The organism is Curtobacterium sp. MCJR17_043 (genome assembly GCF_003224315.2).
Classification (GTDB): Bacteria; Actinomycetota; Actinomycetes; order Actinomycetales; family Microbacteriaceae; genus Curtobacterium.
The window spans coordinates 1192333-1218316 of the sequence record NZ_CP126259.1 but is presented as its reverse complement, the minus strand read 5'-3'; the positions used below and the strand labels follow the sequence as shown (position 1 = coordinate 1218316).

23 protein-coding genes, 8 pseudogenes and 1 riboswitch are annotated in these 25984 nt (G+C 72.2%); of the genes and pseudogenes, 16 read left to right on the top strand and 15 right to left on the bottom strand.

Annotated features, from left to right (window positions below; translation table 11 throughout):
* Positions 1-4 precede the first annotated feature (4 nt).
* Positions 5-1190, bottom strand: a pseudogene (gene gcvT / locus DEJ15_RS06455) (glycine cleavage system aminomethyltransferase GcvT).
* 109 nt (positions 1191-1299) lie between these two features.
* Positions 1300-1418: riboswitch (glycine riboswitch) on the bottom strand.
* Between the two features lie 309 nt (positions 1419-1727).
* Between gcvT and DEJ15_RS06450 the strand changes: the two are divergent.
* The 5 genes and pseudogenes from DEJ15_RS06450 to DEJ15_RS06435 all read left to right on the top strand — a co-directional run bounded on the left by DEJ15_RS06450 (position 1728) and on the right by DEJ15_RS06435 (position 3530).
* Positions 1728-1958, top strand: coding sequence for a BlaI/MecI/CopY family transcriptional regulator (locus tag DEJ15_RS06450; protein ID WP_284175919.1), 231 nt, complete (start codon positions 1728-1730; stop codon positions 1956-1958).
* A 12-nt stretch (positions 1959-1970) separates the two neighbouring features.
* Positions 1971-2708 (top strand): M56 family metallopeptidase, encoded by a 738-nt coding sequence (locus DEJ15_RS06445; protein ID WP_110823661.1) that lies wholly within the window; start codon positions 1971-1973, stop codon positions 2706-2708.
* Between the two features lie 80 nt (positions 2709-2788).
* Positions 2789-2911: pseudogene (locus DEJ15_RS18015) on the top strand (FBP domain-containing protein); the annotation flags it as partial.
* A gap of 26 nt (positions 2912-2937) precedes the next feature.
* Positions 2938-3273: pseudogene (locus DEJ15_RS06440) on the top strand (FBP domain-containing protein); the annotation flags it as partial.
* Positions 3270-3530, top strand: coding sequence for a hypothetical protein (locus DEJ15_RS06435; RefSeq protein WP_110823659.1), 261 nt, complete (start codon positions 3270-3272; stop codon positions 3528-3530). The pseudogene DEJ15_RS06440 and the gene DEJ15_RS06435, both read left to right, overlap by 4 nt.
* A gap of 12 nt (positions 3531-3542) precedes the next feature.
* Here DEJ15_RS06435 and DEJ15_RS06430 read toward each other — a convergent pair.
* Together DEJ15_RS06430 and DEJ15_RS06425 are read right to left on the bottom strand one after the other, a co-directional pair.
* Positions 3543-4053, bottom strand: a pseudogene (locus DEJ15_RS06430) (LysR family substrate-binding domain-containing protein).
* Between the two features lie 232 nt (positions 4054-4285).
* Positions 4286-4429, bottom strand: a pseudogene (locus DEJ15_RS06425) (LysR family transcriptional regulator); the annotation flags it as partial.
* 68 nt (positions 4430-4497) lie between these two features.
* On the opposite strand from DEJ15_RS06425, the gene DEJ15_RS06420 reads away from it, so the two are divergent.
* The 3 genes and pseudogenes from DEJ15_RS06420 to DEJ15_RS06410 all read left to right on the top strand — a co-directional run bounded on the left by DEJ15_RS06420 (position 4498) and on the right by DEJ15_RS06410 (position 6267).
* Positions 4498-4980: a GNAT family N-acetyltransferase gene (locus DEJ15_RS06420; protein WP_110823657.1), complete on the top strand. Its 483-nt coding sequence runs from the start codon at positions 4498-4500 to the stop codon at positions 4978-4980.
* A 70-nt stretch (positions 4981-5050) separates the two neighbouring features.
* Positions 5051-5951, top strand: a pseudogene (locus DEJ15_RS06415) (SDR family oxidoreductase).
* A 109-nt stretch (positions 5952-6060) separates the two neighbouring features.
* Complete coding sequence (locus DEJ15_RS06410) at positions 6061-6267, top strand: hypothetical protein (RefSeq protein ID WP_110823655.1); 207 nt, start codon at positions 6061-6063, stop codon at positions 6265-6267.
* Between the two features lie 5 nt (positions 6268-6272).
* Here the strand turns inward: DEJ15_RS06410 and DEJ15_RS18010 are convergent, their stop codons facing one another.
* Entirely contained in the window at positions 6273-8243 is a 1971-nt protein-coding gene (locus DEJ15_RS18010) for an aminotransferase class I/II-fold pyridoxal phosphate-dependent enzyme (RefSeq protein WP_349814832.1), read from the bottom strand.
* Positions 8244-8418: 175 nt separating this feature from the next.
* On the opposite strand from DEJ15_RS18010, the gene DEJ15_RS06390 reads away from it, so the two are divergent.
* Positions 8419-9195 carry an isocitrate lyase/PEP mutase family protein gene (locus tag DEJ15_RS06390; protein ID WP_110823651.1) on the top strand — a complete coding sequence of 259 codons (777 nt, stop codon included), beginning with the start codon at positions 8419-8421 and terminating at the stop codon, positions 9193-9195.
* Positions 9196-9294: 99 nt separating this feature from the next.
* Here the strand turns inward: DEJ15_RS06390 and DEJ15_RS06385 are convergent, their stop codons facing one another.
* Together DEJ15_RS06385 and DEJ15_RS06380 are read right to left on the bottom strand one after the other, a co-directional pair.
* Positions 9295-11004: an amidase family protein gene (locus tag DEJ15_RS06385; RefSeq protein ID WP_284175915.1), complete on the bottom strand. Its 1710-nt coding sequence runs from the start codon at positions 11002-11004 to the stop codon at positions 9295-9297.
* A complete protein-coding gene (locus DEJ15_RS06380; RefSeq protein ID WP_284175913.1) occupies positions 10971-12020 on the bottom strand; it encodes a cohesin domain-containing protein in 1050 nt (349 codons plus the stop codon). The genes DEJ15_RS06385 and DEJ15_RS06380 overlap by 34 nt, the downstream gene beginning before the upstream one ends.
* A 554-nt stretch (positions 12021-12574) precedes the next feature.
* Between DEJ15_RS06380 and DEJ15_RS06375 the strand changes: the two genes are divergently transcribed.
* From DEJ15_RS06375 to DEJ15_RS06365, 3 genes are all read left to right on the top strand, one after another.
* Positions 12575-12778, top strand: a complete 204-nt coding sequence (locus DEJ15_RS06375) for a hypothetical protein (RefSeq protein ID WP_284175911.1) — start codon at positions 12575-12577, stop codon at positions 12776-12778.
* 192 nt (positions 12779-12970) lie between these two features.
* Complete coding sequence (locus DEJ15_RS06370; RefSeq protein ID WP_181419409.1) at positions 12971-13111, top strand: hypothetical protein; 141 nt, start codon at positions 12971-12973, stop codon at positions 13109-13111.
* 126 nt (positions 13112-13237) lie between these two features.
* Positions 13238-13570 carry a hypothetical protein gene (locus tag DEJ15_RS06365; protein WP_110823648.1) on the top strand — a complete coding sequence of 111 codons (333 nt, stop codon included), beginning with the start codon at positions 13238-13240 and terminating at the stop codon, positions 13568-13570.
* A 36-nt stretch (positions 13571-13606) separates the two neighbouring features.
* On the opposite strand, the gene DEJ15_RS06360 is transcribed toward DEJ15_RS06365, so the two are convergent.
* The 8 genes from DEJ15_RS06360 to DEJ15_RS06325 form a co-directional block, all read right to left on the bottom strand.
* Positions 13607-15730 carry an RHS repeat-associated core domain-containing protein gene (locus tag DEJ15_RS06360; protein WP_502866190.1) on the bottom strand — a complete coding sequence of 708 codons (2124 nt, stop codon included), beginning with the start codon at positions 15728-15730 and terminating at the stop codon, positions 13607-13609.
* A 209-nt stretch (positions 15731-15939) separates the two neighbouring features.
* Positions 15940-17379, bottom strand: a complete 1440-nt coding sequence (locus DEJ15_RS06355; RefSeq protein ID WP_284175909.1) for an RHS repeat domain-containing protein — start codon at positions 17377-17379, stop codon at positions 15940-15942.
* A 131-nt stretch (positions 17380-17510) separates the two neighbouring features.
* Positions 17511-18431 carry an RHS repeat domain-containing protein gene (locus tag DEJ15_RS06350; protein WP_284175907.1) on the bottom strand — a complete coding sequence of 307 codons (921 nt, stop codon included), beginning with the start codon at positions 18429-18431 and terminating at the stop codon, positions 17511-17513.
* Positions 18319-19449, bottom strand: a complete 1131-nt coding sequence (locus DEJ15_RS06345; protein ID WP_284175905.1) for a DUF6531 domain-containing protein — start codon at positions 19447-19449, stop codon at positions 18319-18321. The genes DEJ15_RS06350 and DEJ15_RS06345 overlap by 113 nt, the downstream gene beginning before the upstream one ends.
* A 125-nt stretch (positions 19450-19574) precedes the next feature.
* Positions 19575-20648, bottom strand: a complete 1074-nt coding sequence (ychF, locus tag DEJ15_RS06340) for a redox-regulated ATPase YchF (protein WP_110823645.1) — start codon at positions 20646-20648, stop codon at positions 19575-19577.
* 118 nt (positions 20649-20766) lie between these two features.
* Positions 20767-20976 (bottom strand): hypothetical protein, encoded by a 210-nt coding sequence (locus DEJ15_RS06335; protein ID WP_110823644.1) that lies wholly within the window; start codon positions 20974-20976, stop codon positions 20767-20769.
* A 9-nt stretch (positions 20977-20985) separates the two neighbouring features.
* A complete protein-coding gene (locus tag DEJ15_RS06330) occupies positions 20986-21258 on the bottom strand; it encodes a hypothetical protein (RefSeq protein WP_110823643.1) in 273 nt (90 codons plus the stop codon).
* Positions 21249-21542 carry a hypothetical protein gene (locus DEJ15_RS06325; protein WP_110823642.1) on the bottom strand — a complete coding sequence of 98 codons (294 nt, stop codon included), beginning with the start codon at positions 21540-21542 and terminating at the stop codon, positions 21249-21251. The genes DEJ15_RS06330 and DEJ15_RS06325 overlap by 10 nt, the downstream gene beginning before the upstream one ends.
* A 90-nt stretch (positions 21543-21632) precedes the next feature.
* Between DEJ15_RS06325 and DEJ15_RS06320 the strand changes: the two genes are divergently transcribed.
* The 3 genes and pseudogenes from DEJ15_RS06320 to rmuC all read left to right on the top strand — a co-directional run bounded on the left by DEJ15_RS06320 (position 21633) and on the right by rmuC (position 23621).
* Entirely contained in the window at positions 21633-22268 is a 636-nt protein-coding gene (locus DEJ15_RS06320) for an exonuclease domain-containing protein (protein ID WP_309146402.1), read from the top strand.
* A gap of 89 nt (positions 22269-22357) precedes the next feature.
* Positions 22358-23101: pseudogene (locus DEJ15_RS18000) on the top strand (DNA recombination protein RmuC); the annotation flags it as partial.
* Positions 23073-23621, top strand: a complete 549-nt coding sequence (rmuC, locus tag DEJ15_RS06310) for a DNA recombination protein RmuC (RefSeq protein ID WP_349814948.1) — start codon at positions 23073-23075, stop codon at positions 23619-23621. The pseudogene DEJ15_RS18000 and the gene rmuC, both read left to right, overlap by 29 nt.
* A 140-nt stretch (positions 23622-23761) precedes the next feature.
* On the opposite strand, the gene glpX is transcribed toward rmuC, so the two are convergent.
* Positions 23762-24751 carry a class II fructose-bisphosphatase gene (gene glpX / locus DEJ15_RS06305; RefSeq protein ID WP_110823639.1) on the bottom strand — a complete coding sequence of 330 codons (990 nt, stop codon included), beginning with the start codon at positions 24749-24751 and terminating at the stop codon, positions 23762-23764.
* A gap of 156 nt (positions 24752-24907) precedes the next feature.
* Between glpX and fbaA the strand changes: the two are divergent.
* Positions 24908-25937 (top strand): annotated as a pseudogene (gene fbaA / locus DEJ15_RS06300) (class II fructose-bisphosphate aldolase).
* Positions 25938-25984 lie beyond the last annotated feature (47 nt).

Here is a 25984-nt window from a genome sequence, read left to right as displayed (position 1 = left end):
GGGATCAGCCTTTCGAGGCGCGGCGGTAGAAGGGGAGCGCGGTCACGGTGCCGGGGATGGCGGTGCCACGGACGTCGATGTGGAGGACCTGTCCCCCCGTCGGCGCAGTCCGGGTCGACGAACGCCATCGCGACCGGGTGGCCGAGCGTCGGCGAGAGCGCGCCGGAGGTCACGGTGCCGACGACGACCCCGTCGCGCAGGACGTCGTACCCGGCACGGGCAGCACGGCGTCCCTCCATCACGATGCCGACGAGGACGCGGGCGTCGGGGGCCGGCTGCACGCCGGCGTCGCCGACGAAGGACCCCGAGGTGGCGACGACCCGGCCGAGTCCGGCCTGTGCGGGTCGGACCGAGGTGTCGAGCTCGTGGCCGTAGAGCGGCATGCCGGCCTCGAGGCGGAGGGTGTCACGCGCCGCGAGCCCGGCGGGCACCACCCCGCGCTCGGCCCCGGCGGCGAGCAGGGCGTCCCAGATCGCCGGGGCCACCTCGGTGTCGCTGTACAGCTCGAAGCCGTCCTCGCCCGTGTACCCGGTGCGGGCGATGAGCACCTCGCTGCCGTCGAACAGGGCGTGCAGGACGCGGTAGTACCGGAGCTCGTCGAGCGGGGACTCCGGCTGCAGACGATCGGCGACGACGAGGGCGTCGAGCGTGCCCGCTGCGGCCGGCCCCTGGATCGCGACGAGGGCCGTCCGGTCGGAGTCGTCCGACACGAGGACGTCGAACCCGGCGGCACGGTCCTGCATGGCCGCGACGGCGACGTCCCGGTTGCCGGCGTTCGCGACGACGAGGAAGACGTCCTCACCGGTGCGGTACACGACGAGGTCGTCGAGGATGCCGCCGTCCGGGGTGAGGAGCAGCGAGTACTTCGCCCGGCCGACCGGCATCGCGCCGAACGACCCGGCGAGTGCGGCGTCGAGGTAGGGGACGGCGTCGGGTCCCTGCACGCCGATCTCGGCCATGTGCGACAGGTCGAACACCCCTGCGGCTCGGCGCACGGCGTGGTGCTCGGCGAGGTCCGACGAGTACCGGACCGGCATGCGGTGGCCGGCGAAGTCGGTGAAGGTCGCACCGGCGGCTTCGTGCGCTGCCTCGAGCGGCGACGAACGCAGTGGTTCGGACAAGACGGAGTCCTCCTGACATCGGCAGGGCCCGACGACCGTCGTCGGGTGCGGAACTCCCCCCTCTGTCATGGGCCTGAGAGCTTCACCGCGGCCCGTGAGGTCCTGCGGCTTTCACCGTGGGCGAGACGGTGCGCCGCGGGATGCGCCCACGTCGATCGCGTCTGCTTTTCAGAGTGGCCTGTCCGCTGCGGTGTTGGACCTGAGAGATTGGCGGGGGAGCTTGCTCCTTCGGTGCCCGGGACCGGAGGAGCATCGATGATGCGCTGCGATCCGGTCGGGCTCTCCCGCGGCGGGTGGTCGGCCGTCGTGTTCTGTTGTCCGCTGAGCATACCGAGCCCGCGTTACGGGCATGTGTCGGACTGCGCGTCCGGCGGTCTCCCCGACCACCGACCCGGTCCTCGGCGACGGGAGCACCGGTCGGCCGTTCGACATCACGTAGAGTGGCGGTCGTGGCAGGACAGCGATCGCGCCCCCGTGGGCAGCTCGAGCAGGCGGTGCTCGACACGCTCTGGTCCGCCGACGCCTCGGCGAGCGACGGGCTCACCGCCCGCCAGGTCCTCGACGCGTTCGGGGGAGCCCCGGCCCGCCCTGACGACGGTCCTCACCGTGCTCGACCGGCTCGGTCGCAAGGGTGCGGTGCTGCGCGAGGAACACGCGGATGCTCCGCTGACCTTCCGTGCCGCGCACTCGCGCGAGGACCACACCGCGTCGCTCATGTCGACCGCGCTCGCCGCGGCCTCCGACCGTGAGGCCGCGCTCCTGCAGTTCACCGGCTCGCTCGCGTCCGGGGACCTCGAGGTCCTCCGCCGCGCGATCGACTCGCGCACCCGTCCCTGACCGGTCCGTCCCGTGGTCGTCACCGGCGTCTGCCTGGTCGTGCTCGCCCTCGCCGTGGTCGCGTTCGTCCCGCGCGTGCTCACCCGGGCGGGGTGGACGATCGACCGCCCGCGGACGGCGATCGCCGCATGGCAGGCCGCGGTGGTGGTCGGGACGGCCGGGTTCGTCGTCGGCATCGCCTTGGTCGTGCTCGCGGACCGGCCGCTGGGCGACCCGTTCGGCATCGGCGACTCGCCGAGTCACGGGCTCAACGTGGGCGTCGCCGTCCTCGCCGTGATCGCGTTCGCCGTCGCGGTCCGCGTCCGACCGAGTCCCGCGCACGCGGCCGTGCGCGAGGCCTTCCGCGCCGGCGCAGCACCGCACCGCGAGGTGGACGGCACCCTCGTCGCGGTGCTGCAGGCCGACACCGCCCTGGCGTGCGCCGTGCCCGGCCGGTCGGGCGGTGTCCTCGTCAGCACCGGGCTCGCCGACCGGCTGCGCACGGACGAACTGGAGGCCGTGGTCGCCCACGAGCGTGCCCACCTCCGGCAGCACCACGCGTCCGTCGTCGGCTTCGCCGAGTCCGTGGAACGGGCCGTGCCGTGGGTCCCGGGAGCACGGGCGATGGCCCGGTCCACCCGTGTCCTCGTCGAGTTCGCCGCCGACGACGCCGCCGCGCGTCGCGTCGGCCGCGACGCGCTCCGTCGGGCGGTGCTGGTGGCGGACGGGACCGGTGCGCTCGGCGCGGTCCGGGCCTCCCGGCTGTCCTGAACCGGACGGGAGGCCCGCGCTGCGTCCGCCTGTCGGCGCACGGGGCTAGCCTGGTCCGGTCCGCCACCGCGAGGGGAACCGTGCAGCCGCTCACCGAATCCGACATCCGATCGTCCTTCGTCAACGCGACGCCCGACGAACTCGCGCAACTCCCGATCCCGGGGCTGCACGAGACGTTGTGGAACGAACGCGAGTACCTGGGCTGGCGTGACCCCCCAGGCCGCCCGCCGGGGGGTACATGGTGTCCTGGATGGACGGCAAGCCCGTCGGCATCGTCGTCCGGGCCGCGGGTGGTTCGCTCCGTCCGGGCATCGCGGCGATGTGCTCGTTCTGCCACTCCCCGCAGCCGGCGACGCAGGTGCGCCTGTTCTCCGCTGCCCGCGCGGGCGAGGCCGGCCGGAACGGCAACACGATCGGCTCGTACATCTGCGAGGACCTCGGCTGCTCGATGCTCATCCGCACGGCACCGCCGCACCTCAACCCGCCGGCGACGATCGCGATGCGGTCCGAGTCGTTGCTCGCGCGGCTGCACAACTTCACGGCCGACATCATGAAGACGGCGTGACGCCGGACCGCTTCCGCACCGCACGGTGGGCCGTCGCCGAGGAGTTCGGGGACGGCCGGTGGCGTCTCACGCTCCGGGACGAGGCCGACGACGAGCTCGGCGCGTTCGGCCTCGGCGTCGAGGGGCCGTGGGACCCCGACGTCGAACCCCACGTGGCGTTCGTGCTCGTGCAGCTCGGGCTCGCGCTGACCGGCACCCGTCCGTGGCGCGAGGACGAGCTCGGCGACCAGCGCGCACCGGTCCTGCCGCTCGGCTGACTCCGCGCCCGGTCAGTCCGCGGCGGCGAAGTTGCGGAGGACCTCGCGGTCGTCACCCGACCGGGACGCCCAGACGAGTTCGCTGCGGTGCGCGCTGCCCTCGAGCGGCAGGAGCAGCACCGTGTCCGGGGCCGCCAGCGCCGCGCTCTCCGGCAGCACCGTCACCCCGAGGCCGACGCCGACCAGGTGCAGCACGGTCGCCCAGGTCGTGGCCTCCTGCACGATCACCGGACGCCGACCACCCGAGGCCACGGGCGCGGTGTTCCGCTCGGTGGCGAGCCTGCCGGCCTCGGCGGGGAAGAACACGAACGGGTCGTCGAGCAGCTCCGGCCCCCCGGATGCTCGGCCGCCCGGCGAACCGGTGGTCGCGCGGCACCGCCGCCACGAACGGCTCGCTCCGGAACCGGGTGAACCGCACGCCGTCGACCGGGTCCGGGTCGCGCACGACGGCCAGGTCGAGTTCCCCGCGCTGGACCGCGGTGACGAGCCGCGAGGAGAACCCCTCGGTGAGTTCGACGCGCACGAGGGGGGAAGCGCTCCCGGAACCGCTGCACGCGCTCGATCGGACCGAGTGGCAGCGCCGAGACGACGAACCCGACGTCGAGCCGCCCCGCCTCTCCCCGTCCGACCCGCACGGTCTCGTCCAGGTCCCGTCGGGCCTGCGCCAGGAGGGACCGCGCCCGCCCCTGCAGCACCCGACCGGCGGGCGTGAGGGCGACACTCCGCGAGGTGCGCGCGAACAGCTCCACGCCGAGGGCGACCTCGACGCGGCGGATGAGCTGGGACAGCGCGGGCTGCGCGATCCCCAGGTCGACGGCCGCCCGACCGAAGTGCAGTTCGCCGGCGAGCGCCAGGAACGCCCGGAGCTGTCGGAGGTCGACCTCGGGAGCACGATCCATAGCGGGATGCTATCGATCCGACCGAACGAGTATTGGACGTGTCTGGTTCGGCGACCCAGGATGGAGGCATGCCCGCCACCACCGAGGTCGTCATCGACGACATGTCCTCCGCCGCCGACGCCGCCGCGTTCCGCTCCCTGAACGAGCGGTGGATCACGACGTTCTTCACACTCGAGGACGAGGACCGTCGACTGCTCGGCGACCCCGTCCAGCACATCGTCGAGCCCGGCGGCGTCGTCCTCGTCGCCCGACTCGGCTCCGACGTGGTCGGCTGCGTCGGGCTCGCCCCGCACGGCGACGACGCGTTCGAACTCGTGAAGATGGCCGTCGACCCGGACCACCAGGGGCACGGCACCGGACGCCGGCTCATCCGCGCCGCGGTCGACCGCGCCCGGGAGCTCGGCGCACGCCGGGTGCTCCTCGAGACGAACAGCGGACTCACGAGTGCCGTGCACCTGTACGAGACGACGGGGTTCCGTCACCTCCGCACCGACGAGCACCCGCCAAGCCCGTACGTCCGAGCGGACGTGGCGATGGTGCTCGACCTCTGACGCCGGTGACGCAGGCCGGAGCGCGCACCTGTTGACGGGCCTCCCGGCCGGTCCGCGTACGGTCCTCGACATGCCTCGCGACCAGTACGAGTACAGCGACCCGACGACCCGGTACCCGAACACCAGCCCGGAACCGCAGCAGCAGCCGGAGCCCGGCCTGGAGTCGCGGATGGACCCGAAGCCGGACCACGGTGAGGACTCCTACCGCGGCACCGGGCGCCTCACCGGGCGTCGCGCGCTGATCACCGGCGCCGACTCCGGGATCGGCGCGGCCGTCGCGATCGCCTACGCGCGCGAAGGCGCCGACGTCGCCCTCGCCTACCTGCCCGACGAGGAGGAAGACGCGCAGCGGATCGTCGCCCTGGTCGAGGCCGCCGGCCGCAAGGCCGTCACGATCCCGGGCGACCTCACCGCTCCGAACTACCCCGCAGCGCTCGTCGAGCGGGCCGTCGCCGAACTCGGCGGGCTCGACGCGATCGTCAGCTGCGCCGGCAAGCAGCACTGGCGCGCCGAGGTCACCGACATCCCGGACGACCAGCTCGTCGACACCTTCACCGTCAACGTGCTCTCGCTCTTCCGGCTCGTGCAGGCGGCGCTCCCCCCACCTGGAGCCCGGCTCGACGATCATCACCACCGCGTCGATGGAGGCCTACCAGCCCGCTCCCGACCGGCTCGACTACGCGGCGTCGAAGGCGGCCGTCAACAACTTCTCGAAGGGGCTCGCGCAGCAGCTCATCCCGCGCGGCATCCGCGTGAACGTCGTCGCGCCCGGGCCGACCTGGTCGGTGCTCCAGGTGTCCGCCGGGGTCGACCCCGAGACGCTGCCGGACTTCGGGTCGAGCGAGTCGCCGATGGGTCGCCCCGGGCAGCCCGCCGAGCTCGCTCCCGCGTACGTGTTCCTGGCCTCGCACGAGTCGAGCTTCGTCGCGGGCGAGACCCTCAACGTGAACGGCGGCATGGTCACGCCCTGACCACTCCGAGCCGGGGGCCGCTCCGAGCCGCGGCCGCTCCCACCCGCTGGCCGGCCGGGGCGCTCCGCCGTCCTGGCCGGTCCGCTGGTGCCGTTGCTACGCTTCGGGCATGGCGACGCACGAGGTCCAGGCCGTCCGTGAGCAGGGCATGTGGCAGGTGTTCATCGACGGGTTCCCCGTGACCGAGGTCCGCCGGTGGCCGTCCGTCGCGTTCGTGGCCCGCGAGTGGATCTCCCTGACCGACCAGGTCCCCTCCCGCGAGGTCGACCTACACGTGACCGTCATCGGTCGCAACCACTTCGCGCCCGTCGCCTGAGCGGGTCACTCCGCGGCGGCCACCAGCTGCTGCGCTCGCTGGTACGAGACGTCGAGCAGCGGCCCGATCTCGCGAAGGGTGAGCCCGGCCTCGTGCAGTTCCCGGGCCGCTGCTGCCGTCTCGTTCGTGGCGGCTCGTCGTGCTCGGTCGGCCTCGGCCCGCAGCTCCACCGCACGGTCCAGGTGCGCACGGACCGAGTCCGGCAGCACGAACTCGACGTCGAGCGTGAAGCTGTCCGCGTCGCGGTCGTGCATGTTCGCCAACCAGTCGCGGGCCATCAACTCGACGTCGCGCTGCCGTCGCGCCTGCGTCCGCAACTCGTCGTCGATCCACACGAGCCAGGAACGTCCGTCGCGCTGAGCCCGGACGGTGTGCTTCGTGGTCATCGGTCGTCCTCCCCGTCGTCGCACGCACGGATGATCGCGCGCGCCAGCATCTCCCGGATTTCCCGGTGTCGCGGGACCTCGATGCGTGCGCTGCCGAACAGGAACACGTCGTGGCGCCCGCCGTGCCGGAGGAGCACGAACTCGACGCCCCGTCGCTGCGCTCGCTGGTGGAGGGCGCGGATGAGGTCCGCACGCTTCACGGTACGTGTCCAACTCGAGCTGGACAAGTTCGTCTAGCGGCATTGGACGCTCGTGGTGACCCGGCGGCCGGTTCCTGGTGGAGAAGCACAGCAGAACGATCCCCGAACGCAGCACCGCGCCGAGGTCGGGCACCGTCATCTGTGGACGGCCCACCCTCGTCGCCGATCTGGGAAGCAGAGGCGGGCGACCGCAGTCCCCGTCAGGCGACGTGCCAGACGACACCCTCCTGCGCGCTCGACGGGTACGCGGCAGCGATGCGGAACACCGCCTCGCGCAGGGTCTCCGGCGAGCACGCCAGGTTGATCCGGGCGAACCCCCTCCCCCTGCGCCCCGAACGGCAAGCCGGAGTTGAGCGCCACGAACGCGTGCTCCCGGAGCTGCACCGCCGGGTCGTCGCCGAGGCCGAGCCCCCCGGAAGTCGAGCCAGGCCAGGTACCCGGCCCGCGGTCGCGCGTAGACGACGCCGGGCAGGTGCTCGGCGAGGAGCTTCGCCAGCAGCCGGTCGTTCGCGACGATGCGGTCGACGACGTCGTCGAGCCACCCGACGGCCAGGCTGAAGGCCGCGACGTTCGCGTGCAGCCCGAGGATGCTCGTCCGACAGGCGACCTCCTCCCACAGGGTGTCGAGGAGCTCGGTGGTGCGGGTGTCCCCGGCGACGATGACCGAGCACTTCACGCCGGCGAGGTTCCACCCCTTGCTCGCACTCGTCACGCAGACGCTCCGCGCCCCGAGCGGCTCGGCGATGCTCGCGAACGGCGTGAACTGCACGCCCGGGTGCGTCAGCGGAGCGTGGATCTCATCACTGATGACGAGGACGTCGTACCGGGCGGCCAGCTCCGCGAGCGCGACGAGGTCCGCGCGGTCGTGGACGAGCCCGATCGGGTTGTGCGGGTTGCAGAGCAGGAACACCCGGACCCCGTCGGCGAACGCCCGCTCGAGGCCGTCGAGGTCGAGCCGGTACACACCCCACCGTTCGAGCAGCGGCACCTCCTCGACCTGACATCGGGCCTCCTCGACGAGCTCGAAGAACGGCGGGTACACCGGCGGCGTGATGGCGACGCGACCGCCGTCGGGCAGCGCGAGCCGGAGCGTCTCGACGATGCCGACACTGACGTCCGTCGCCAGGTACACGCGTGCCGGGTCGACGTCCCAGCCCCAGCGGTCGCGGGCGAACGCGGCGAACGCGGGCGCGAGCGGTCCCGGCCCGTCCAGGTACCCGAGGTCCGACTGCTGCACCCGCTCGACGAGCGCCTGCCGGATCTCCGGCGCGACCTCGTGGTCCATCTCGGCGACGAACAGGGGCAGCACGTCGGGCGCGTACCGCGTCCACTTGATGCTCGTGCGGACCCCGCGGAGCGTGCCGACCGGGTCCTGTTCGTCGCTCGCCATGCCGTCCAGCATGCCCCGCCGGGAGGCCCGGCACGAGTCCGGACGTCATCTCGCGTCGTCTGCGGCCCGCGCCGCAGGCGACCGTTCGCACTGGGCGACACCGTTCGGGCCGCCGCCCGCGAACGGTGTCGCCCAGCGTGAACAGCGCCTCCGCCGCACGCCTACTGTCGGCTCCATGACCACGAGCACCGCCGAGAAGGCGACGACCCTCAAGTCCCTGCACGAAGCCCCGCAGATCCTCCGCGTCGTGAACGTCTGGGACGCGATCAGCGCGAAGACGGTCGCGGCCCTGCCCGAGACGCGCGCGATCGCCACCGCCGGGCACTCGATCGCCGCGTCGTACGGGTACCAGGACGGCGGCATGCCGCTCGACCTCGCCCTCACCGGCGCGAAGACCGTCGTCGACGCGGTGGACCTGCCCGTCACCGCGGACCTCGACGACGGGTACGAGGACCCGGCCGAGACGATCCGCCGCGCGATCGGCCTGGGCATCGTCGGCGCGAACGTCGAGGACCGTCTCCGCCCGTTCGACGAGTCGGTCGCCCGTGTCGCCGCGATCATCAAGGCCGCCGAGCAGGAGGGTGTCGACTTCCAGCTGAACGCCCGGACCGACGCCATCGCCCGCGGCGGTGACCGCCCGATCGCGGAGAGCATCGCGGACGCCATCGCGCGCGGCAAGGCGTTCCTCGACGCGGGCGCCCCGCTCGTGTTCGTGCCGGGCGGGCACCAGCGCGAGGTCGTCGAACAGCTCGTCGAGGGCCTGGGCCGCGGCAAGCTCAGCGTCATCGGCCTGCCGGGCGCACTGCCTGCGTCCGAGTACGAAGCGCTCGGCGTCGCCCGCATCTCCTACGGCCCGCTCACACAGCGCGTCGCCCTGCGGGCGCTCCGCGACCTCGCCGCGGACCTCTACCTCGGCGGCGTCGTGCCGGAGGACACCCCGACGCTCAACTGACGGACGCGGCTGCGGAGCCGCAACGAGACGGACGGGAGGCCCGACCCCAGCTGGTCGGACCTCCCGTCCGTCAGTCGGTCGCGTCGGCGACCGGCGTGCTCACCCGAGCGCCGGGTACAGCGCCGGGCTGGTGCGGGCGTGCGTCGCCTGCTCGAACCCGTAGCCGAGGCCGATGACGGTGCCCTCGTCGTAGGAGCGGCCGAGGAACTCGAGGTTCACGCCCGCCCCGGTGATCGTGGCGTCCGCCGCGGTGGCCTGTCCCATCGGGACGGTCACGGCCGGCATGCCGGTGTTCGGGCTGAGGCGCATGTTCGTGCCCTGCGTGCCGTACGGGGTTCCCGACGGGTAGACGAGCGCGTCGAGGTCCTGCGCGTCCATCATCCCGGTGACGACCTGCTTCCCGGTCGCGATCTGCGTGGTGTGCGAGCCCTCCGGTCCCGCCCAGGCCTGGTACTGCGCCTCCGTGATCGCGTTGCGCTGCTGGTACGTGCCCTTCCGGCTCGGTACGTACTCCCCCGAGTCGAGGATGCCCTGCAGGGAGCGCGCGGTGACGTCCGGGTCGAGGTGTTTCGCCACGTACTGGTCCAGGTCGTGCTTGAACTCGTTCGTGCTGCCGCTGCCCTCGCTGAGGACGCGGTTGAACTCGGGCGTCGCGGTGATCGGCACGACGGTCGCACCCTGGGCCTCCAGGGTGGCCCGGGCCTCGGCGAAGAGCCGCGCGGTGGTGCGGTTCGTGCCGACCATCGACGTGACGTAGCCGATCCGCTTCCCCTGCAGCGCCGTCGGGTCGAGGAACTGCGTGTACGAGGTCGGGACCTTGCCCGCCTGGCCCTGCGTGACCGGGTCGGCCGCGTCGATGCCGGTGACGGCGTCGAGCGCCACGGCGGCGTCGGTGACCGAACGGGCGAGCGGGCCGCCGGTGTCCTGGGACAGCGCGAGCGGGATGATGCCGTCGCGGCTCGCGAGACCGACCGTCGGGCGGATGCCGACGAGCTGGTTGTAGGAGGACGGGATGCGGATCGAGCCGCCGGTGTCGGTGCCGAAGCCGATGCCCGCCAGGTTCGCCGCGATCGCCGCGCCCGTGCCGCCGCTGGACCCGCCGGCGGTCTGGTTGGTCACGTAGGGGCTGGCGACGAGGAGCGACGATCCCGCCGGCTGGTTCGAGGAGAACTCGGACACGAACCCGAAGGCGAACTCGTCGAGGCTCGCCTTGGCGAGGACGACCGCCCCGGCGTCGCGGAGGCCGGCGACCATGGCCGCGTCGGTCGTGGTCTGGTTGTCGTCCCAGCAGCCGCAGCCGCCGGTGGTCGGCATGTCCTTCGTGTCGTAGTTGTCCTTCAGCGCGATCGGGACGCCGAGGAGCATGCTCGTCATCCCGTGCGCGGCCCGCTCGGCGTCGGCGGCCTTCGCTGCCGTGAGTGCCGCGGCGTTCGTCGTGACGATCGAGTTGAGCGGCCGCCCGCCCGTCCCGGTGTCCGTGGTGGTCCGGTCGTACGCGGCGATGCGGTCGAGGTAGTCCTGGGTGATCTCGGCCGAGGTCGTGACGCCCGCGTTCATCGCGGCCTGCATGTCGAGCGTCGACGCCTCGACGAGGGTGAACGGCCCGTCGTCGTAGATGATCCGCTGCGACAGACCGGCGACGTCCGGAAGCGTGATCGTGCCGTCCCCGTCGGTGTCGGCCGCCGAGACCGCCGACCAGTCCGCGTCCGCGGTGGTCGCTCCGAGGTGGTCGGACAGGACGGTGAGGTCGGCGGTCGTGACCTGGTCGTCGCCCGTCAGGTCGAGCGCCGTGTAGTACGGGGCGAGCATCGCGGCGGGGCTCGTGTCGACCGCGGCAGGTGCGGCGTTCGCGGCCAGGGAGGGGGGTCGCGACGACGGCGGTGCCGACGAGGGCCAGGAGCGCGGCTCCGGCGACGGTGGTGCGACGACGGCGGGTCACGGGGGTTCCTCCGGGGGGTTCGGGTCGAGGTGGCGTCGGCCGTCCGGGAGCGGTCGGTGGCGGTCATCGCGCGTCCTCCGTCCGGGTCGCACGGGAGGCACGGCGACGGGCGGCGACGAGGCCCGCGCCGGCGAGCAGCAGCGCGACGCTGGCGGCGATCCAGGGTGCGAGATCGGCACCGGTCCAGGCGAGCGCGCCGCCGGCGGGTGCGGGTGAGGTGTCGGTCACCGGGTCCACGGACCCGCCGGTCCCCGTGCCGGTGCCGGGTCCGCCGGCGCCGCCGGTGCCGCCCGGTGCGGTGGTCGGAGCCGCCGTCGGTGTGCTGGGAGGGCCGGGGGGTCGGCGTCGGGCTCGCCGTCGGGACCGCTGCGATCGTCACGGTCGTCGAGGCCGGGTCGGTCAGGGTGGTGGTGCTGCCGTCGCTGGCGACCAGGGTGACGCTCGTGACGGCGAGGTCGACCGTGGCGGGGCTCGTCGCGGTCAGCTCGACCGACGCCGCGAGGTCACCCGACAGCGCGGGCGAGGTGCCGAGGCGGGTGTGCAGGAGCGTGACGGTGTCGCCGTCCTGCTCGACCGAGTCGAACCCGCCGTCCGGACCGGTCGCGCTGCCGTCGACGACCTCGACGGCGTCGGCGTCCGCCGCGATGTCGATCTCGTACGCGAAGACGTCGGACGTGGCCGGCAGGGTCAGGGCGACGTCGACGGTGTCGCCGACCGTCACCGTGGCCGGTGCGGTGATCGTGGCCGTGGTCGCGACCGGGGCCGCGGCGGCCGGTGTCGCCGCGAGGACGGCGAGGCCGACACCTCCCGCGGTGATGACGGCCGTGCGGAGTGTGGTGGTCAGGCGGGTGGTCGTGCGGGAGCGGAGCCGAGTGCGGTGCTGCATCCGTGCGGGTCCTTCGTCGGGGTTCGGGCTGAGCGCTTGCTCAGTGCTCGAACCGTAACGACGGGGTGTTTCGCGCTCGGGCCTCGTCGGTTTCCCACGTGTTACACCTTCGGAGCGGGCTGTCGCTGCCACTGGCATGCGGTCATGCGGCACGGAGACCGGACACGACGGCGAGCGCTGGGCGGGCCTCCTGGCCGGCGGGGCCCGGGAACCGACCGCGCGACTGGACAGACGGACGTCTACGGAGTAGTGTCCTCAGTTGGTGCATTGCAGCGAACCCATCTGACTCGCGCACACCGACCGTCTCGAACCGATCCCCCCTGGATCGCATTCCAGCGAGACCACCGCTCCCCGACCGGCGAGCATGCACGTCGAATGTCGACGTGCGCGTCCGCGCTCCTGCGGCCGACGAGACCACGGAGTCCGTCCGGCCCCGCGCGACGCCGAACGACTGAAGAAAGACAGCACCATGACCACGAACGAACACACCATCATCACCGGGACCGCCATCGCGGCGCCCACCGTCTCCCCCCGACCGCATCGCCGAGTTCCCCGTGCGTGAGGACCGCTCGCAGCGTGAGTACCTCGTGCGCATGCCCGCCGACGACCTCGGGTTGTTCCTGACGCCCGGCGTCCGCGTCTCCGTCGACGGCGAAGCGGGCTGGGTCGTCCCGGGCCGCTCCTGGCGCGGCGAGGCCAGCCGCACCATCCTGCAGGCGCGCGCCGTGCGTGCGCCTGAGCTGGCACTGGCCGCCTGAGCCGTACGGTCGGGTCCGCCCGACGCCACTCGACACGAGACGCCGTCCCTCCGGGGGGCGGCGTTCCGTCGTTCCTGCCCTGCTGGTCGCGGCGCCCGTGGGCGGCAGGCGGCAGGCGGCAAATCGCCGTCGCGCTGGCTCCGACGACCGCAACGGGAGTACCGCTACGACGCTCGCTGGGAGGACGGACACGTGGAGTCCGGGGTCGACCTCGTCGCCCTGTACCGGCGTGCGCCTGCTGACCACAGAGTGGTCGAGCGGGTGATGGAGGAGCATCGCCCCGAGTCGGGTACCGGCCCGTGGGTCCGCTACCCGGCGGCCGGGCTGCTCTGAAGCGCTGACGTGGCGCCGTCGGCGACGTCCCCTGGGTCGCTGGTGTCCACTCCCCGCGCCTGGCGACTCATCCTGTGCCGCTCCCGGAACCCCGGTGCCTACCGTGGGGACCAGGGAGGGCACATCGTGAAGTACATCCACTACGACGGCGCAGACGTCCTCACCGGGGACCTCATCGCGGATGCCGTCGCCGACTACGCAGCCATCCTCGGCGCGAACACCAGGACGGACACGATCGCGGTGCCCTGCGTCGGGGACGACGGGACGCTCGAACGGACCAGGATGCTGGTGGGTCCGTCCAGCGAACTGTTGCTGCGCGAGGCGCCGGACGACCTCCTGGAGCCGGAGGACCCGGCGTTCATCCGGCGGCTCCGGGACGCAGCGGCGCGGTGCGGCGACGTGCTCCCGGTGAACGCAGACGGGCGGACGCTGTTCGTGGGCGCCGCCGACGACGCCTGACGTCGCATCACGGACGAGCACCGGTCCGGCTGGGCATCACGCCGTCGAGGGGTCAGGGCCGGCAGCGCCGCGCAGGACTTCCTCGTCCGTGGCCGTGCCGCCGAACGGGTACTGCACCCAGTGCTCCCGGTCGCCCGACTCGAACAGCTCGACGGCTCGGGACCGGCAGTGCTGCTCGTCGTTCCGGGAACCGCCGGGGGCGATGCCGAGCGCGTCGCGCAGTCCTGCAGTGTCCACCACGAACGAGGTCCCTGCGCCGCTCGACACCTCCCACGTGGTGACGCCGGCGGTGAACAGGAACCGGCGCTGCGGTCGTCCTGCGACGCGGAAGTACCGCGTCTCCGGTGGGCCCGGCTCCGGAGCGCGCGACGAGGTCGGCGACGTCATCGCAGGTCCCAACTCGGCTGGGGGGTCCTGGGAGTACCCGGAGTACCCGGCCACCCGGCTCTGCTCCATGTCGTAGTACGCGCTCGGTCCGAGTGGATCGACCCCTGCTGGGCGCAGCGCTTCGTCCGGAGCGCCGATGTCGACGATGTCCTTGCCCTGCATCTTCTGGTAGTCCACCCATTTCTCGTTCGCCCAGAGGTGCACCCGCTCGTGGACCGACGTGGGGAGGTGCGCCTCTGTCCAGTCGTAGACCCGGGACGGCAGCGCCTCGTACGAGGAGTACCCGTGCGCAGCTCCGTAGGGATGGACGCGGTACTCCATGCTGCGCCCCATGACCGCCGTGTCGGCGGAGGCGTTCCGCGTCACCGCACCCATGATGCCCTCGCTGACCTTCTGGCCCACGGCTCCACCGGCGCCGCCGGTGACGGTCCCCGCGAGCGCACCCTGGCCCGTGGCGGAGAGCGCTCCGGTGACCGAGTGCGGGCCAGGCCCGGTGTAGTAGCCGTACGCTCCCTGGACGCCGCCACCGATCCCGCCGGAGCTGGCACCCGCGACGACCGACGCCTTCATCCCGGTCAGTCCCGCCCGGGCTGCGATGCCCGCACCGCCGAACCCGCCGAGGGCGCCGCTGAGCGCGACCTCGCCCCAGTCGACCTCGCCCGTCGTGGCCTTCTGGATGATCGTGTCGGCTCCGGCGCTGATCAGCATCATCCCCGCCGGGCCGCCCACACCGGTCGCCATGAGCACGCCGCCGGCGACGACCATGGCACCCCCGGCGAAGTACTCCCAGTTGTCGGCGAAGAAGTCACCGGCGGCAGCGAACGCGCCGCGCGATGCCGAGCTGTCGTACGCCTTCAGTTCTGCGTCGGTGAGCGGGCGGAGTCCGGTCGGGTCGACGGCCCCGAGCGGGTCGTTGCCCGCGTACGCGTACGGGTTGCCGTCCCACCCGGCGGCGATGACCGGGGGCAGCGGATCAGCGGACAGGAAGCCCCGGGCGGTCGGGTCGTACACACGCGCACCGAGCCACTCGAAACCCGCGACGACGAGCCCACCCGTCGCCGTGACCCCGATGTCGTCCGGGAACCCGGATGCGGCGGTCGACGAGCCGACGATCCCGGTGACCGCCCAGGGATCGCCGACGTCCGTCGCCCGTGCTCCACGCCACTGGTCGGTGGTCCAGGTCGTCCCGACCGCGGTGAGCCCTGCGGGCAGCCCGAGCACCCGCTCGCCTCCCACCGCCACGAGGGTCGGTACGGCGGCGGCCGTGTCCCACCAGACCGACGCGTCGTCGACCTCCGCGAGTTCGCCGAGTGCGTCGACCCACAGGCGGTGTTCCGTCGCGGGGTGGTCGCTCGTGCCGGGGACGGGACGGTGCACGACCTCGGCCAGACGACCGATCGTGCCCCAGCCGTACTCGGTCGTCGCCCCGTCCGGGTCGATGACGGCCACGCGCCGCCCCAGGGCGTCGTGCAGGTACTCGCTGCGCGACCCGTCCGGGTGCTCCGTCGAACGGATCTGCCCCGCTGCGTCGTACTCGTGTGTCGTCGTGCCGTCGGGGCCGGACTCCGCGACCAGGCGTCCGCCGAGGTCGTACTCCCACGTCGACCGGCCCGCGTCCGTCTCCACCGCGACGAGTTGCCCCGCGGCGTCGTACTCGACCGTGGTCACACGGGCCGGACCGTCGTCCGGGCCCTGCCGGGTGACCCGGGAGACCCTCCCGTGGTCGTCACGCTCGACGAGGGTCGCACCGCTCCCGCCCGTGTGCCGGATCATGAACCCGTCGTGGAAGGCCCAGCTCTGCACGTGCCCACCGGCACGCGCGGCGATGCACCGACCGCTCGCGTCGCGGTCGAACTTGACACGGCCGAGTCCCGGGTGCTCGATGGCGACCGCCCGTCCGGCTGCGTCACGCGTCCACGTCGTCCGCACGCCGTTCGTGTCGGTCGACGCGATGCGCTCGCCGTCCGGTCCGTACTCCCAGGTCATGCCCCAGCCGTCCCGGGTCCGGGAGGTGAGCAGACCACGACCGTCGAAGCGCAGTTCGTGGTCGACGACCCTGCCGTCGTCGCGCGTGTGGTCGTGCACGACGACCCGACGCCGGGCGGCGTCGTGCTCGACGACCGACACCAGCCGACCGTCGACCGAGGTGCTGACCGGCCGCCCGGACGCGTCGTGCGTCCACGTGGTGGTGCGGCCGTCCGCATCCGTCCGCGAGATCGGTCGGCCTGCCGCGTCGTACCGGAGGACCGTTCGGCGCGTGAGGGGGGGTCGGTGATGCCGGTGACCTGGCCGAGGTCGTCGTACTGGTACTCGGTGACGGCTCCGGTCGGCCCCGTGACCCGGGTGATCCGCCCGAGGTCGTCGTGGTCGTACGAGGTGACGCCACCGACCCCGTTCACCGTGCGGACGAGCTGCCCGACGGCGTCGTAGGTGAAGCGACGCGTACCGAAGGCGGGGCCCCGGGTCGCGACGAGCCGCCCGACCCGGTCGTACTCGAACCGCGTGGTCCCGACCCCGGGCACCCGCTGCACCGTGAGGCGTCCGACCGCGTCGTACTCGAAGTGCTCGGACTCGCCCGTCGGGAACGTCCTGGCGACGAGACGCTGATCGGCGTCCCAGACGAGTTCCGTGACCCCGCCGACCGGGTCGGTGGTCCGCCACGGGCGACCGCACGCGTCGTACTCGTACGCCGTGGTCGCGCCGGAGGCCGCCACGACGGCGACGACCCGACCGGCCGGATCGCGTTCGAGCGTCGTCAAGCCGCCCTCGCCGTCGACGAGTTCGACCGCGTTGCCCGCCGCGTCGTAGGTGACGAGTTCGGCCGAGCCGTCCTCGGCCTCGACCCGCACCGGGCGGCCGTACTCGTCGAAGCGGACCGTGGTGCGGGCGAAGGCGTCGGCGATCGTGACGGTGCCGGTGTCGCGCTCCGTCGTCGCCGAGGTCCGGAGTCCGGTCGGGTCGATGCTCGCCGTCAGGTTCCCGGCCACGTCGTACTCGCGCGACCAGGTGCCGCCAGCGGGGTCCATGACGCTCGTGAGCCGCGAGAGCGCATCGTGCGCGAACGCACACCTCCCGCCACCCGGGAGCACGACCGCGGCCACGTTGCCCAGGTCGTCGAACTCGCGCTCGACGGTCCTGCCGAGCGCATCGGTGGTGCGGACGAGCTCGCCGTTCGCTCCGTACTCGAACCGGGTCCGCGCGCCCGTCGGGTCCACGACCGCCGTGGGCCGTCCCGCAGGGTCGTGCTCGAACCGCCACTTCGCACCGTCCGCGTCGGTCCGCTGCACGAGCAGCCCCGCTCCGTCGTACCGGTACTCGGTGCGCGCACCCGACGGACTGACGGCAGCGGTCGGACGTCCCGCGGCGTCGCGCTCGGTCCGGGACGTCTCCCCCCGAGGCGTTCCGGATCGCGACGAGGTCACCGGCCCGGTCGTACGCGAAGTGCAGCGGCACGCCGGTCGGGTCGACGACCCTGAGCAGCCGACCGCGATCCCACTCCAGTTCGGTGCGCCCACCGAGGGCGTCGTGGATGACCGACGGGTTCCGCGACACGTCATCGGGGTACTCGTAGCTGATGACCGATCCCGACGCGGTGACGAAGGTGGTCACCCGGTCCTGCGCGTCGTACCCCCCAGGTCAGGTCCGCACCCTCGGCGGTGACCGTGCGCGTCCGCCGACCGCGCTCGTCGTGGGCGTGGACCGTGACGGACCCGTCTCGACGCGTGGACGAGACCAGGTTGCCCGAAGCGTCGTACGTCATCGACTGCCGCTGGTCGGCGGAGTCGAGCATCCCGACCAGGCGTCCCTTCGCGTCCGCGATCCACGAGTTCGACCGGGTGCCGTCCTCGTCCGACACAGCGGTCACGCGACCGGGGAGGTAGGCGAACCTCGTGCGCCGCCCGTACTGGGACACCTGCAGGACGACACGTCCTTGCTCGTCGTAGGTGTTCTCGGCCTCGACCACGCCGGCGGCCGAGACGACAGCGGCGATGAGGCCGTCCTCGTTCCACCGGTACGTCCGTGTCCCGAGTGCACCGGTCACGCGGCCGAGGTACCCGTTCTCGTACCCGTACTCCATCCGGCGTCCGTCCGACGCACGGACCACGGCCACGCGCCCGCCGACGTACTCCACCTCGAGGTTCCGGCCGAACTCGTGCTCGAGGCGGATGACGGCACCCGAACCGTCACGGCTGACCGTGGTGGTCTCGCCGTGCCCACGTCCGGACGCGAGCCAGCGACCGGTCGGGTCGAACGCCCACCACCCGCCCTGGTTGTCGCGCACGACGAGACGGGCCCCGTCGGGACCCTCGCCCGGCTCCCGGTGCAGCCAGGAGTTCTCGCCGACAGCACGACCGAAGCCGTCACCGTCGCGCGGGTAGTCGACTGCTCGCCCGTCGTCCCGGACCCAGCGGGCACCGGTGTCGGACAGCAGGAGCGCCTGGTCGAGGACCGATGCCCATCCCGGTCCGAACACCCCCCGGCGTCCCGAGCGCGGACGGCATCGAGTTGTACATGCGCGTCAAGGCCAGGCCGGATGCCCCGACGAAGGCCAGGTCCGTCTCCGGCTCGAGGAAGTTGCCGGTCGACGTGTTCACCGGGTCGTTCGCGTACCCGCTGGTGGGCATCGCACCCGCCGCGGTCGGCGGGTCGATCTGGAGGCTCGAACGGCTCGCCGAGACGCCGGCCGCCTGCAGTGCCGCGCCGAGCGCTGCGTCGCTCAGGGTCGAGACCGCCCCGGCGCCGCCGGCGGCCTCGAAGGCGGCGGCGATCGTGTCGGCCCAGGAGGCGTCCTCGGCGTTCGCGCTGAGGTACCGGCGGTAGGCGCCCACCACTCCGGCCGCATCGATGTGGCCCCATGAACAGTCGCTCGCGAAGTCGGCGAGCGCCGCCTCGATGCCGCCCGGGGCCGCCGCGAGGGCGTCGTCGAGCCCGCGGGATCCGGTTGCGAAGGACCGCATGTCCTCCGGCCGCGCAGAGGAAGTACCACCTCCGCCTCCGCCTCCACCGCCACCGGGAGCCGGGGTCTGGCGGGAGCCGGTCGAGGCCTGGGCAGCAGGGAAGGTCGGGGCCGGTCCGGGATCGACGTTCGGACGCTCGTCCTCACCGAACCAGAAGTCGTGGAACTGGTCGCCGAAGTCCTTGTTGTTGTGCCGGTGGACCCACTCGTTGTTCTCCTTGCGGCGGGCGTCCTCCTCGTGACCGGCCGCGATCATCTTGCCGACGTACCCGGCGACCGTGCGGAGGGCACTGGCGAGGTTCGACGCGTCCTGCGACGCCGTGGTGGCGTTCGTGGCGAACAACTCCGAGAAGTGGCCCTCGAAGTCGTGCTTCGCCGTCGAGACGTACGAGGCCCGGGATCCAGCCTGCCCTTCGAGCCGAGCCGCTTCTGCCAGGAGCTTCGACTGCAGTGCCGAAGCGGTGGAGTACGTGAACTTCCCACCGTTGGACGAATCCGACTGCGGGAGCAGTGGCACCTCGACGAATTCGGTCATGACCGGCACTCCCCCCGTGTTGCTTCCCCGGGCCGGGTTGCCGACCCGCCGCGCATCGCGCGCGACGGCTCCACCGTACCCACCGGTGGCGACGAGCACCACGGGTGCGGGCAGGACACCGGGCCTCAGTTGTTGAAGCGGAACTCCACCACGTCGCCGTCCTGCATGACGTAGTCCTTGCCCTCGATGCGGGCCTTCCCCTGCGCACGGGCCTCGGCGATGGAGCCGGTGGCGATGAGGTCGTCGAACGAGATGACCTCCGCCTTGATGAAGCCCTTCTCGAAGTCCGTGTGGATCACACCGGCAGCCTGGGGCGCCTTCCACCCCTTGCCGATCGTCCACGCACGCGACTCCTTCGGACCGGCAGTCAGGTACGTCTGCAGCCCGAGCGTCTCGAACCCGATGCGCGCGAGCTGGTCGAGACCGGACTCGGTCTGACCGGTGGACTCGAGGAGCTCCGCGGCGTCCGCCGGGTCGAGGTCGATGAGCTCGGACTCCACCTGGGCGTCGAGGAACACCGCGTTCGCCGGGGCGACGAGGGCGGCGAGCTCGGCCTTGCGGGCCTCGTCGGTCAGGATCGCCTCGTCGACGTTGAACACGAAGATGAAGGGCTTGGCGCTGAGCAGCCCGAGCTCCTTGATCGGCTCGAGGTCGATCGAGGTCGCGGAGAGCAGCACGCCCTTCTCGAGCTCGGCACGGGCGTCGCGGGCGGTCTCGAGCACGATCGGCTCGGCCTGCTTCAGCTTGAGCATCTTCTCGTACCGCGGGAGCGCCTTGTCGATGGTCTCCATGTCGGCGAGGATCAGCTCGGTGTTGATGACCTCGAGGTCGTCCGCCGGCGAGACCTTGTTCGCCACGTGCACGACGTCGTCGTCGGTGAAGCCGCGGACGACCTGCGCGATGGCGTCGGCTTCGCGGATGTTGGCGAGGAACTTGTTGCCGAGGCCCTCGCCCTCGCTCGCGCCCTTGACGATGCCGGCGATGTCGACGAACGACACCGGCGCGGGCACGGTCTTCTCCGAGCCGAACAGCTCCGCGAGCTGGTCGAGACGCGGGTCCGGCAGGTTCACCACCCCGACGTTCGGCTCGATGGTGGCGAACGGGTAGTTGGCCGCGAGCACCTGGTTCTTGGTCAGGGCGTTGAACAGGGTCGACTTGCCGACGTTCGGGAGACCGACGATTCCGATGGTGAGTGCCACGGGAGGAGAGCCTACCGGCGGCGGCGTGACGGGGCCGCCCCTGGGTCCCGCCGCCGGTTCCGAGCCGACGCGCCGGCGACGGACAGGCCGTGCCGGTGGGGAGCCTCCAGTGTGTCCGTCAGCCGCCGCTGGACGTGGGATCCAGCGTGGCGTACCAGATCGCCGCGATGACGAGCCCGCGGAACCCGGCGAGGGCGCCGACGGCGATCGCGACGCAGGTGCCGGCGAGCACGAGGGCCAGGCTGATCGCCCGTCGTGCGGTGCGCGGCGGTGCGTCGACGACCTCGGCCTGCGCCAACAGGTCGTCGAGGTCGCGTGGGTCGGCCATGACGGGAGGCTACCGCCGCCCGCCTGGTCGGACCAGGGCCGCCACCTGCTCCTCGACGACGCTCAGCACCTCGACCTGGAGGCGCTGGGAGCGTCGCCAGTCACCGGGGACCTCGAGCGCGTGGTCGGCTCCGTCGACGGTCACGAGACGCGCCCGGGTGTGCGTGACACGGTCGGGCCGCCACATGGGATCGGCGGAACCGCCGACCGCGACGTGTCCGTCGTTGACCGTGGCGAGCGCGTCGCGCACCGTGTCGTCGGTGAGCACCGGGGTCAGCCACACGCCGGGGACCTCGTGCGCCACCGCCCAGGGCAGGGCGGAGCACCCGAAGACTTGGCGACCACCAGGTCGGGCAGCCGGTCGCCGAGCGCGGTGGCGACGTGTTGCGTGACGAAGCCGACCGGGTCGGCGCGGGCAGCGTCGTCGACCGTCCAGTCGGGTGCGAGGACCGCACAGCCGCACTCCCGCGCGATGGTCGTCGACCACCGGAGGAGCGGAGCCTGCTGTCCGTACCCGGCGCCCGCCAGGACGAGGACGAGCGGGGTGCGTGCGGGACCGGTCTCCATCGCCACAGCGTACGAGCGGGGACTCCCGCTGCCGGCACCACGCCGCGCTCGATTCCGGAGTTGTCGTATCCCCGTGCGACGATCGATCGCGTGTTGAACTTCACCGCGATCGACTTCGAGACCGCGAACAACTCGCCCGCCAGCGCGTGTTCCGTGGGTCTCGTCAAGGTGCGCGGCGGCCGCGTCGTGGAACGGGCCTCCTGGTTCATCCGCCCGCCCGCCGGGCATGACGCGTTCCTCGAGTGGAACACGCGGATCCACGGGATCGTCGAGTCGGACGTCACCCACGCCAAGACGTGGGAGCAGCAGTACCCGGACATCGTGGCGTTCGCGGAGGGCGACGTGCTCGTCGCACACAACGCCCGCTTCGACATGGGCGTCATCGCGGGTGGGTGTGCGGCGACGGGGATCGACATCGCCGAGCACCACTCGATGTGCTCGCTGGCGGTCGCACGGAAGACGTACACGCTGGACTCGTACCGCCTGCCGTCGGCCGCGACGGCAGCGGGCTTCTCCGGCTTCCAGCACCACGACGCGGCGGCCGACGCCGAGGCCTGCGCCGCCATCGTCGTCCACGCGGCCGGGTTCCACGGCGTCCCGACGGTGGAGGCGCTCGGCGCCGTGACCCGCGTCACGATCAACCCGGTCCGCGCCCGTGTCGAGAAGCCGAAGGCGACCACGCCGCAGCCGCGGCTGTCACGCCGCCCCATGGTCTTCTCGGACTGACCGCGGTCCGACGGGCCCCGTCCGGCCCGTCGCACGGCTCGCCGCCGGCCGGGAGGCCCGGTGTCGGTGGGACCTGCCAGGGTCGCGTCATGCAGATCCTCGCCCTGGTCATCGGTCTCGTGATCGGCATCGCCGTCGGGGCCGTGGTCGCGTGGTCACTCGCCCGGTCCCGTGCCGGAGTGGACGCAGCGACCGCGAACGCGACGGCGGACGGCCTCCGTTCCCAACTCGACGCGGCCCGACGTGACGCCGAGGAGCGGCTCGACGCGCAGGACGCGCAGTACCGCCGACAGGTCGACTCCCTCGAGCGCCGGGCGGCCGAATTGGAGCACCTCGTGCAGCGCATGCACGGCGCCGAGTCGAACCGGGCGCAGGACGAGTCGAAGGTGCTCTCCGCGCTCAGCCCGGTCGCCGACACGTTGCAGGTCATGCGGGAGAAGATCGCCGAGCTCGAGCGCTCCCGCAGCGAGCAGTACGGCGCCCTGTCGGCGCAGCTCCGGTCGGCCGCCGAGTCCGAGGAACGCCTCCGTGCCACGGCCGAGACCCTCGCGAGCGCGCTGTCGTCGAACAGCACGCGCGGGGTGTGGGGCGAGACGCAGTTGCGGAACGTGGTCGAGGCCGCCGGGCTCCTCGAACGGGTCGACTTCGACGTGCAGTCGTCGGTGACCACCACGGCGGGGGCGGCCCGCCCGGACATGATCGTGCACCTACCCGGCGGGAAGAACATCGCCGTCGACGCCAAGGTGCCGTTCGCCGCGTACCTGCAGGCGATGGACATCCCGGCGTCCGCGACGGGGGCGGAAGGTGCGCGGCGCGGACACCTCATGGCGCAGCACGTCAGGGCACTCCGGGCGCACGTCGACGCCCTGGCGGCCCGGGAGTACTGGTCGGGCTACGACGCCTCCCCCCGAGCTGACGGTGGCGTTCATCCCGTCGGAGTCCCTCATCGCGAGCGCCCTGGCCGCCGACCCCGGCCTGCTCGACCACGCGTTCCGCAAGCGGGTGGCACTGGCTTCGCCCGTGACGCTGTGGTCCGTGCTGAAGACCGTCGCGTTCTCGTGGCAGCAGGACGTCGTCACGCAGGAGGCACGCGAGCTGTTCCGGGTGTCCCGCGAGTTGCACGGGCGGCTGTCGACCATGGCCGGGCACGTGGACAAGCTCGGCCGCTCGATCCGCGGTGCCGTGGTCGACTACAACCGCTTCGTCGGCTCACTCGAGCGGCAGGTGCTCCCGAGTGCCCGTCGACTGTCGCTGCTCGACGAGTCGAAGGTCATCGCGGACCCGACGTCGATCGAGGACGAGCCGCGGTTGCTGACGGCGCCGGAGCTCGTCGCGAGCACTGAGCGCGACTGAGCGGGGCCGGGGCCGGGGCCGGGACCGGGACCGGGACCGGGACCGGGACCGGGACCACGAAAACCCGCTCGAACCACGGGAGTACGTGGTTCGAGCGGGTTCTCCTTGTGCGGATCCTCGGCGCGCCGCGGGTCAGCGGATCAGAACCACTTCTCGGCGCGGTGGTCCGCCTGGATGCGGCGGATCGTGTTCGAGCGGGACCGGAGCACGAGCGAGTCGGTGTGGATGACGCCGCGCGAACGACGGACACCGTCGACGAGGACGCCGTCGGTGACACCGGTCGCGACGAAGAACGTGTTGTCGCCCGTGACCAGGTCGTCCTGGTCGAGCACCTTGTCGAGGTCGTGACCGGCGGCGACGGCGCGCTCGCGCTCCTCGTCGTCCTTCGGCTGGAGCTTGCCGAGGATCACGCCGTCGAGCGCCTTGATCGCGCAGGCGGTGATGATGCCCTCGGGCGTGCCGCCGACGCCGACGCACATGTCGATGTTCGACCCGGGCAGCGCCGCCGCGATGCCACCGGCGACGTCACCGTCGAGCAGCAGTCGGGTACCGGCACCGGTCGCGCGGATCTGACGGATGAGTTCGTCGTGGCGCGGCCGGTCGAGGACGGCGACGACCATGTCCTCGAGGTCCTTGCCCTTCGCCTTGGCGAGCGCACGGATGTTCTCGCCGATGGGCTTCTCGAGGTCCAGGACCCCGCGGCCCTCGGGCCCGGCGGCGATCTTGTCCATGTAGAACACGGCGGACGGGTCGTACATGGAGCCGCGGTCCGAGACGGCCATGACGGAGATGGCGTTCTGTCGCCCGGCGGCGGTCAGCGAGGTGCCGTCGATCGGGTCGACCGCGATGTCGCAGGCCGGGCCGTGGCCGTTGCCCACGTGCTCGCCGTTGTAGAGCATCGGGGCGTTGTCCTTCTCGCCCTCACCGATGACGACGACGCCGTCGAAGTTCACCGTGCCGAGGAACTTGCGCATCGCGTCGACGGCGGCACCGTCGGCGAGGTTCTTCTCACCACGTCCGACCCACGGCTGTGCCCGGATCGCGGCGGCCTCCGTCGCACGCACGAGTTCGAGCGCCAGGTTGCGGTCGGGCTGGAGGAACAGGGAGCCGGTCTCAGTCGTGGGAGTCACGACCCGAGCCTACCGACCGCCACCCTCCCGGCCTCCCCGCGCGCACGGATGTGCACACCGTGCTCCGTCCACAGGTGCCGACCACATCCACCGCCCACCAACCGCCCCTGACTAGCATCGGTTGCGACATCACCGAAGAAGTCGAAGGAGAACCCAGTGCCCATCGCAACGCCGGACCAGTACGCCGAGATGATCGACCGCGCGAAGGCCGGGAAGTTCGCTTACCCCGCGGTCAACGTGTCATCGTCCCAGACCATCAACGCGGTCCTCCAGGGTCTGACCGAGGCCGGCTCCGACGGCATCATCCAGGTCACGACCGGCGGCGCGGACTACTTCGCCGGGCACACGGTCAAGAACCGAGCAGCCGGCGCCCTCGCGATGGCCGCCTTCGCGCACGAGGTCGCGAAGAACTACCCGATCACGGTCGCGCTGCACACGGACCACTGCCCGAAGGACGCCCTGGACGGCTTCGTGCTCCCGCTCATCGCGGCGAGCGAGGAAGAGGTCCGCGCTGGCCGCAACCCGATCTTCCAGTCGCACATGTGGGACGGGTCGGCGGTCCCCCCTCGACGAGAACATCGAGATCGCCAAGACGATGATCGAGAAGACGCGGAACATCAACGCCATCCTCGAGGTCGAGATCGGCGTCGTCGGCGGCGAAGAGGACGGCGTGCAGCACGAGGGCACGAACGACGCGCTCTACACGACCTCGGGCGACGTCGAGCGGGTCGTCGAGGCACTCGGTATGGGCGACCAGGGCCGCTGGATCGCCGCGCTGACCTTCGGCAACGTGCACGGCGTCTACAAGCCGGGCAACGTGAAGCTCCGGCCCGAACTCCTCGGCGAGATCCAGGACGCCATCGCGCAGAAGCACGGCACCGGTCAGAACCCGCTCGACCTCGTCTTCCACGGCGGTTCGGGGTCGACCGACGACGAGATCCACCAGGCGGTCCGCAACGGCGTCATCAAGATGAACATCGACACGGACACGCAGTACGCGTTCACGCGGTCGATCGCCGGCTCGATGTTCTCCAACTACGAAGGCGTCCTCAAGATCGACGGCGAGGTCGGCAACAAGAAGCAGTACGACCCGCGCGCCTGGGGCAAGGTCGCCGAGACGGCGATGGCCGCCCGCGTCGTCGAGGCCACGAAGGTCCTCGGGTCCGCGGGTCAGTCCCAGAGCTGAGCAGCGAGCACCCGGCCCGGACCGGGAGGCACGGGGCACGTCCGACG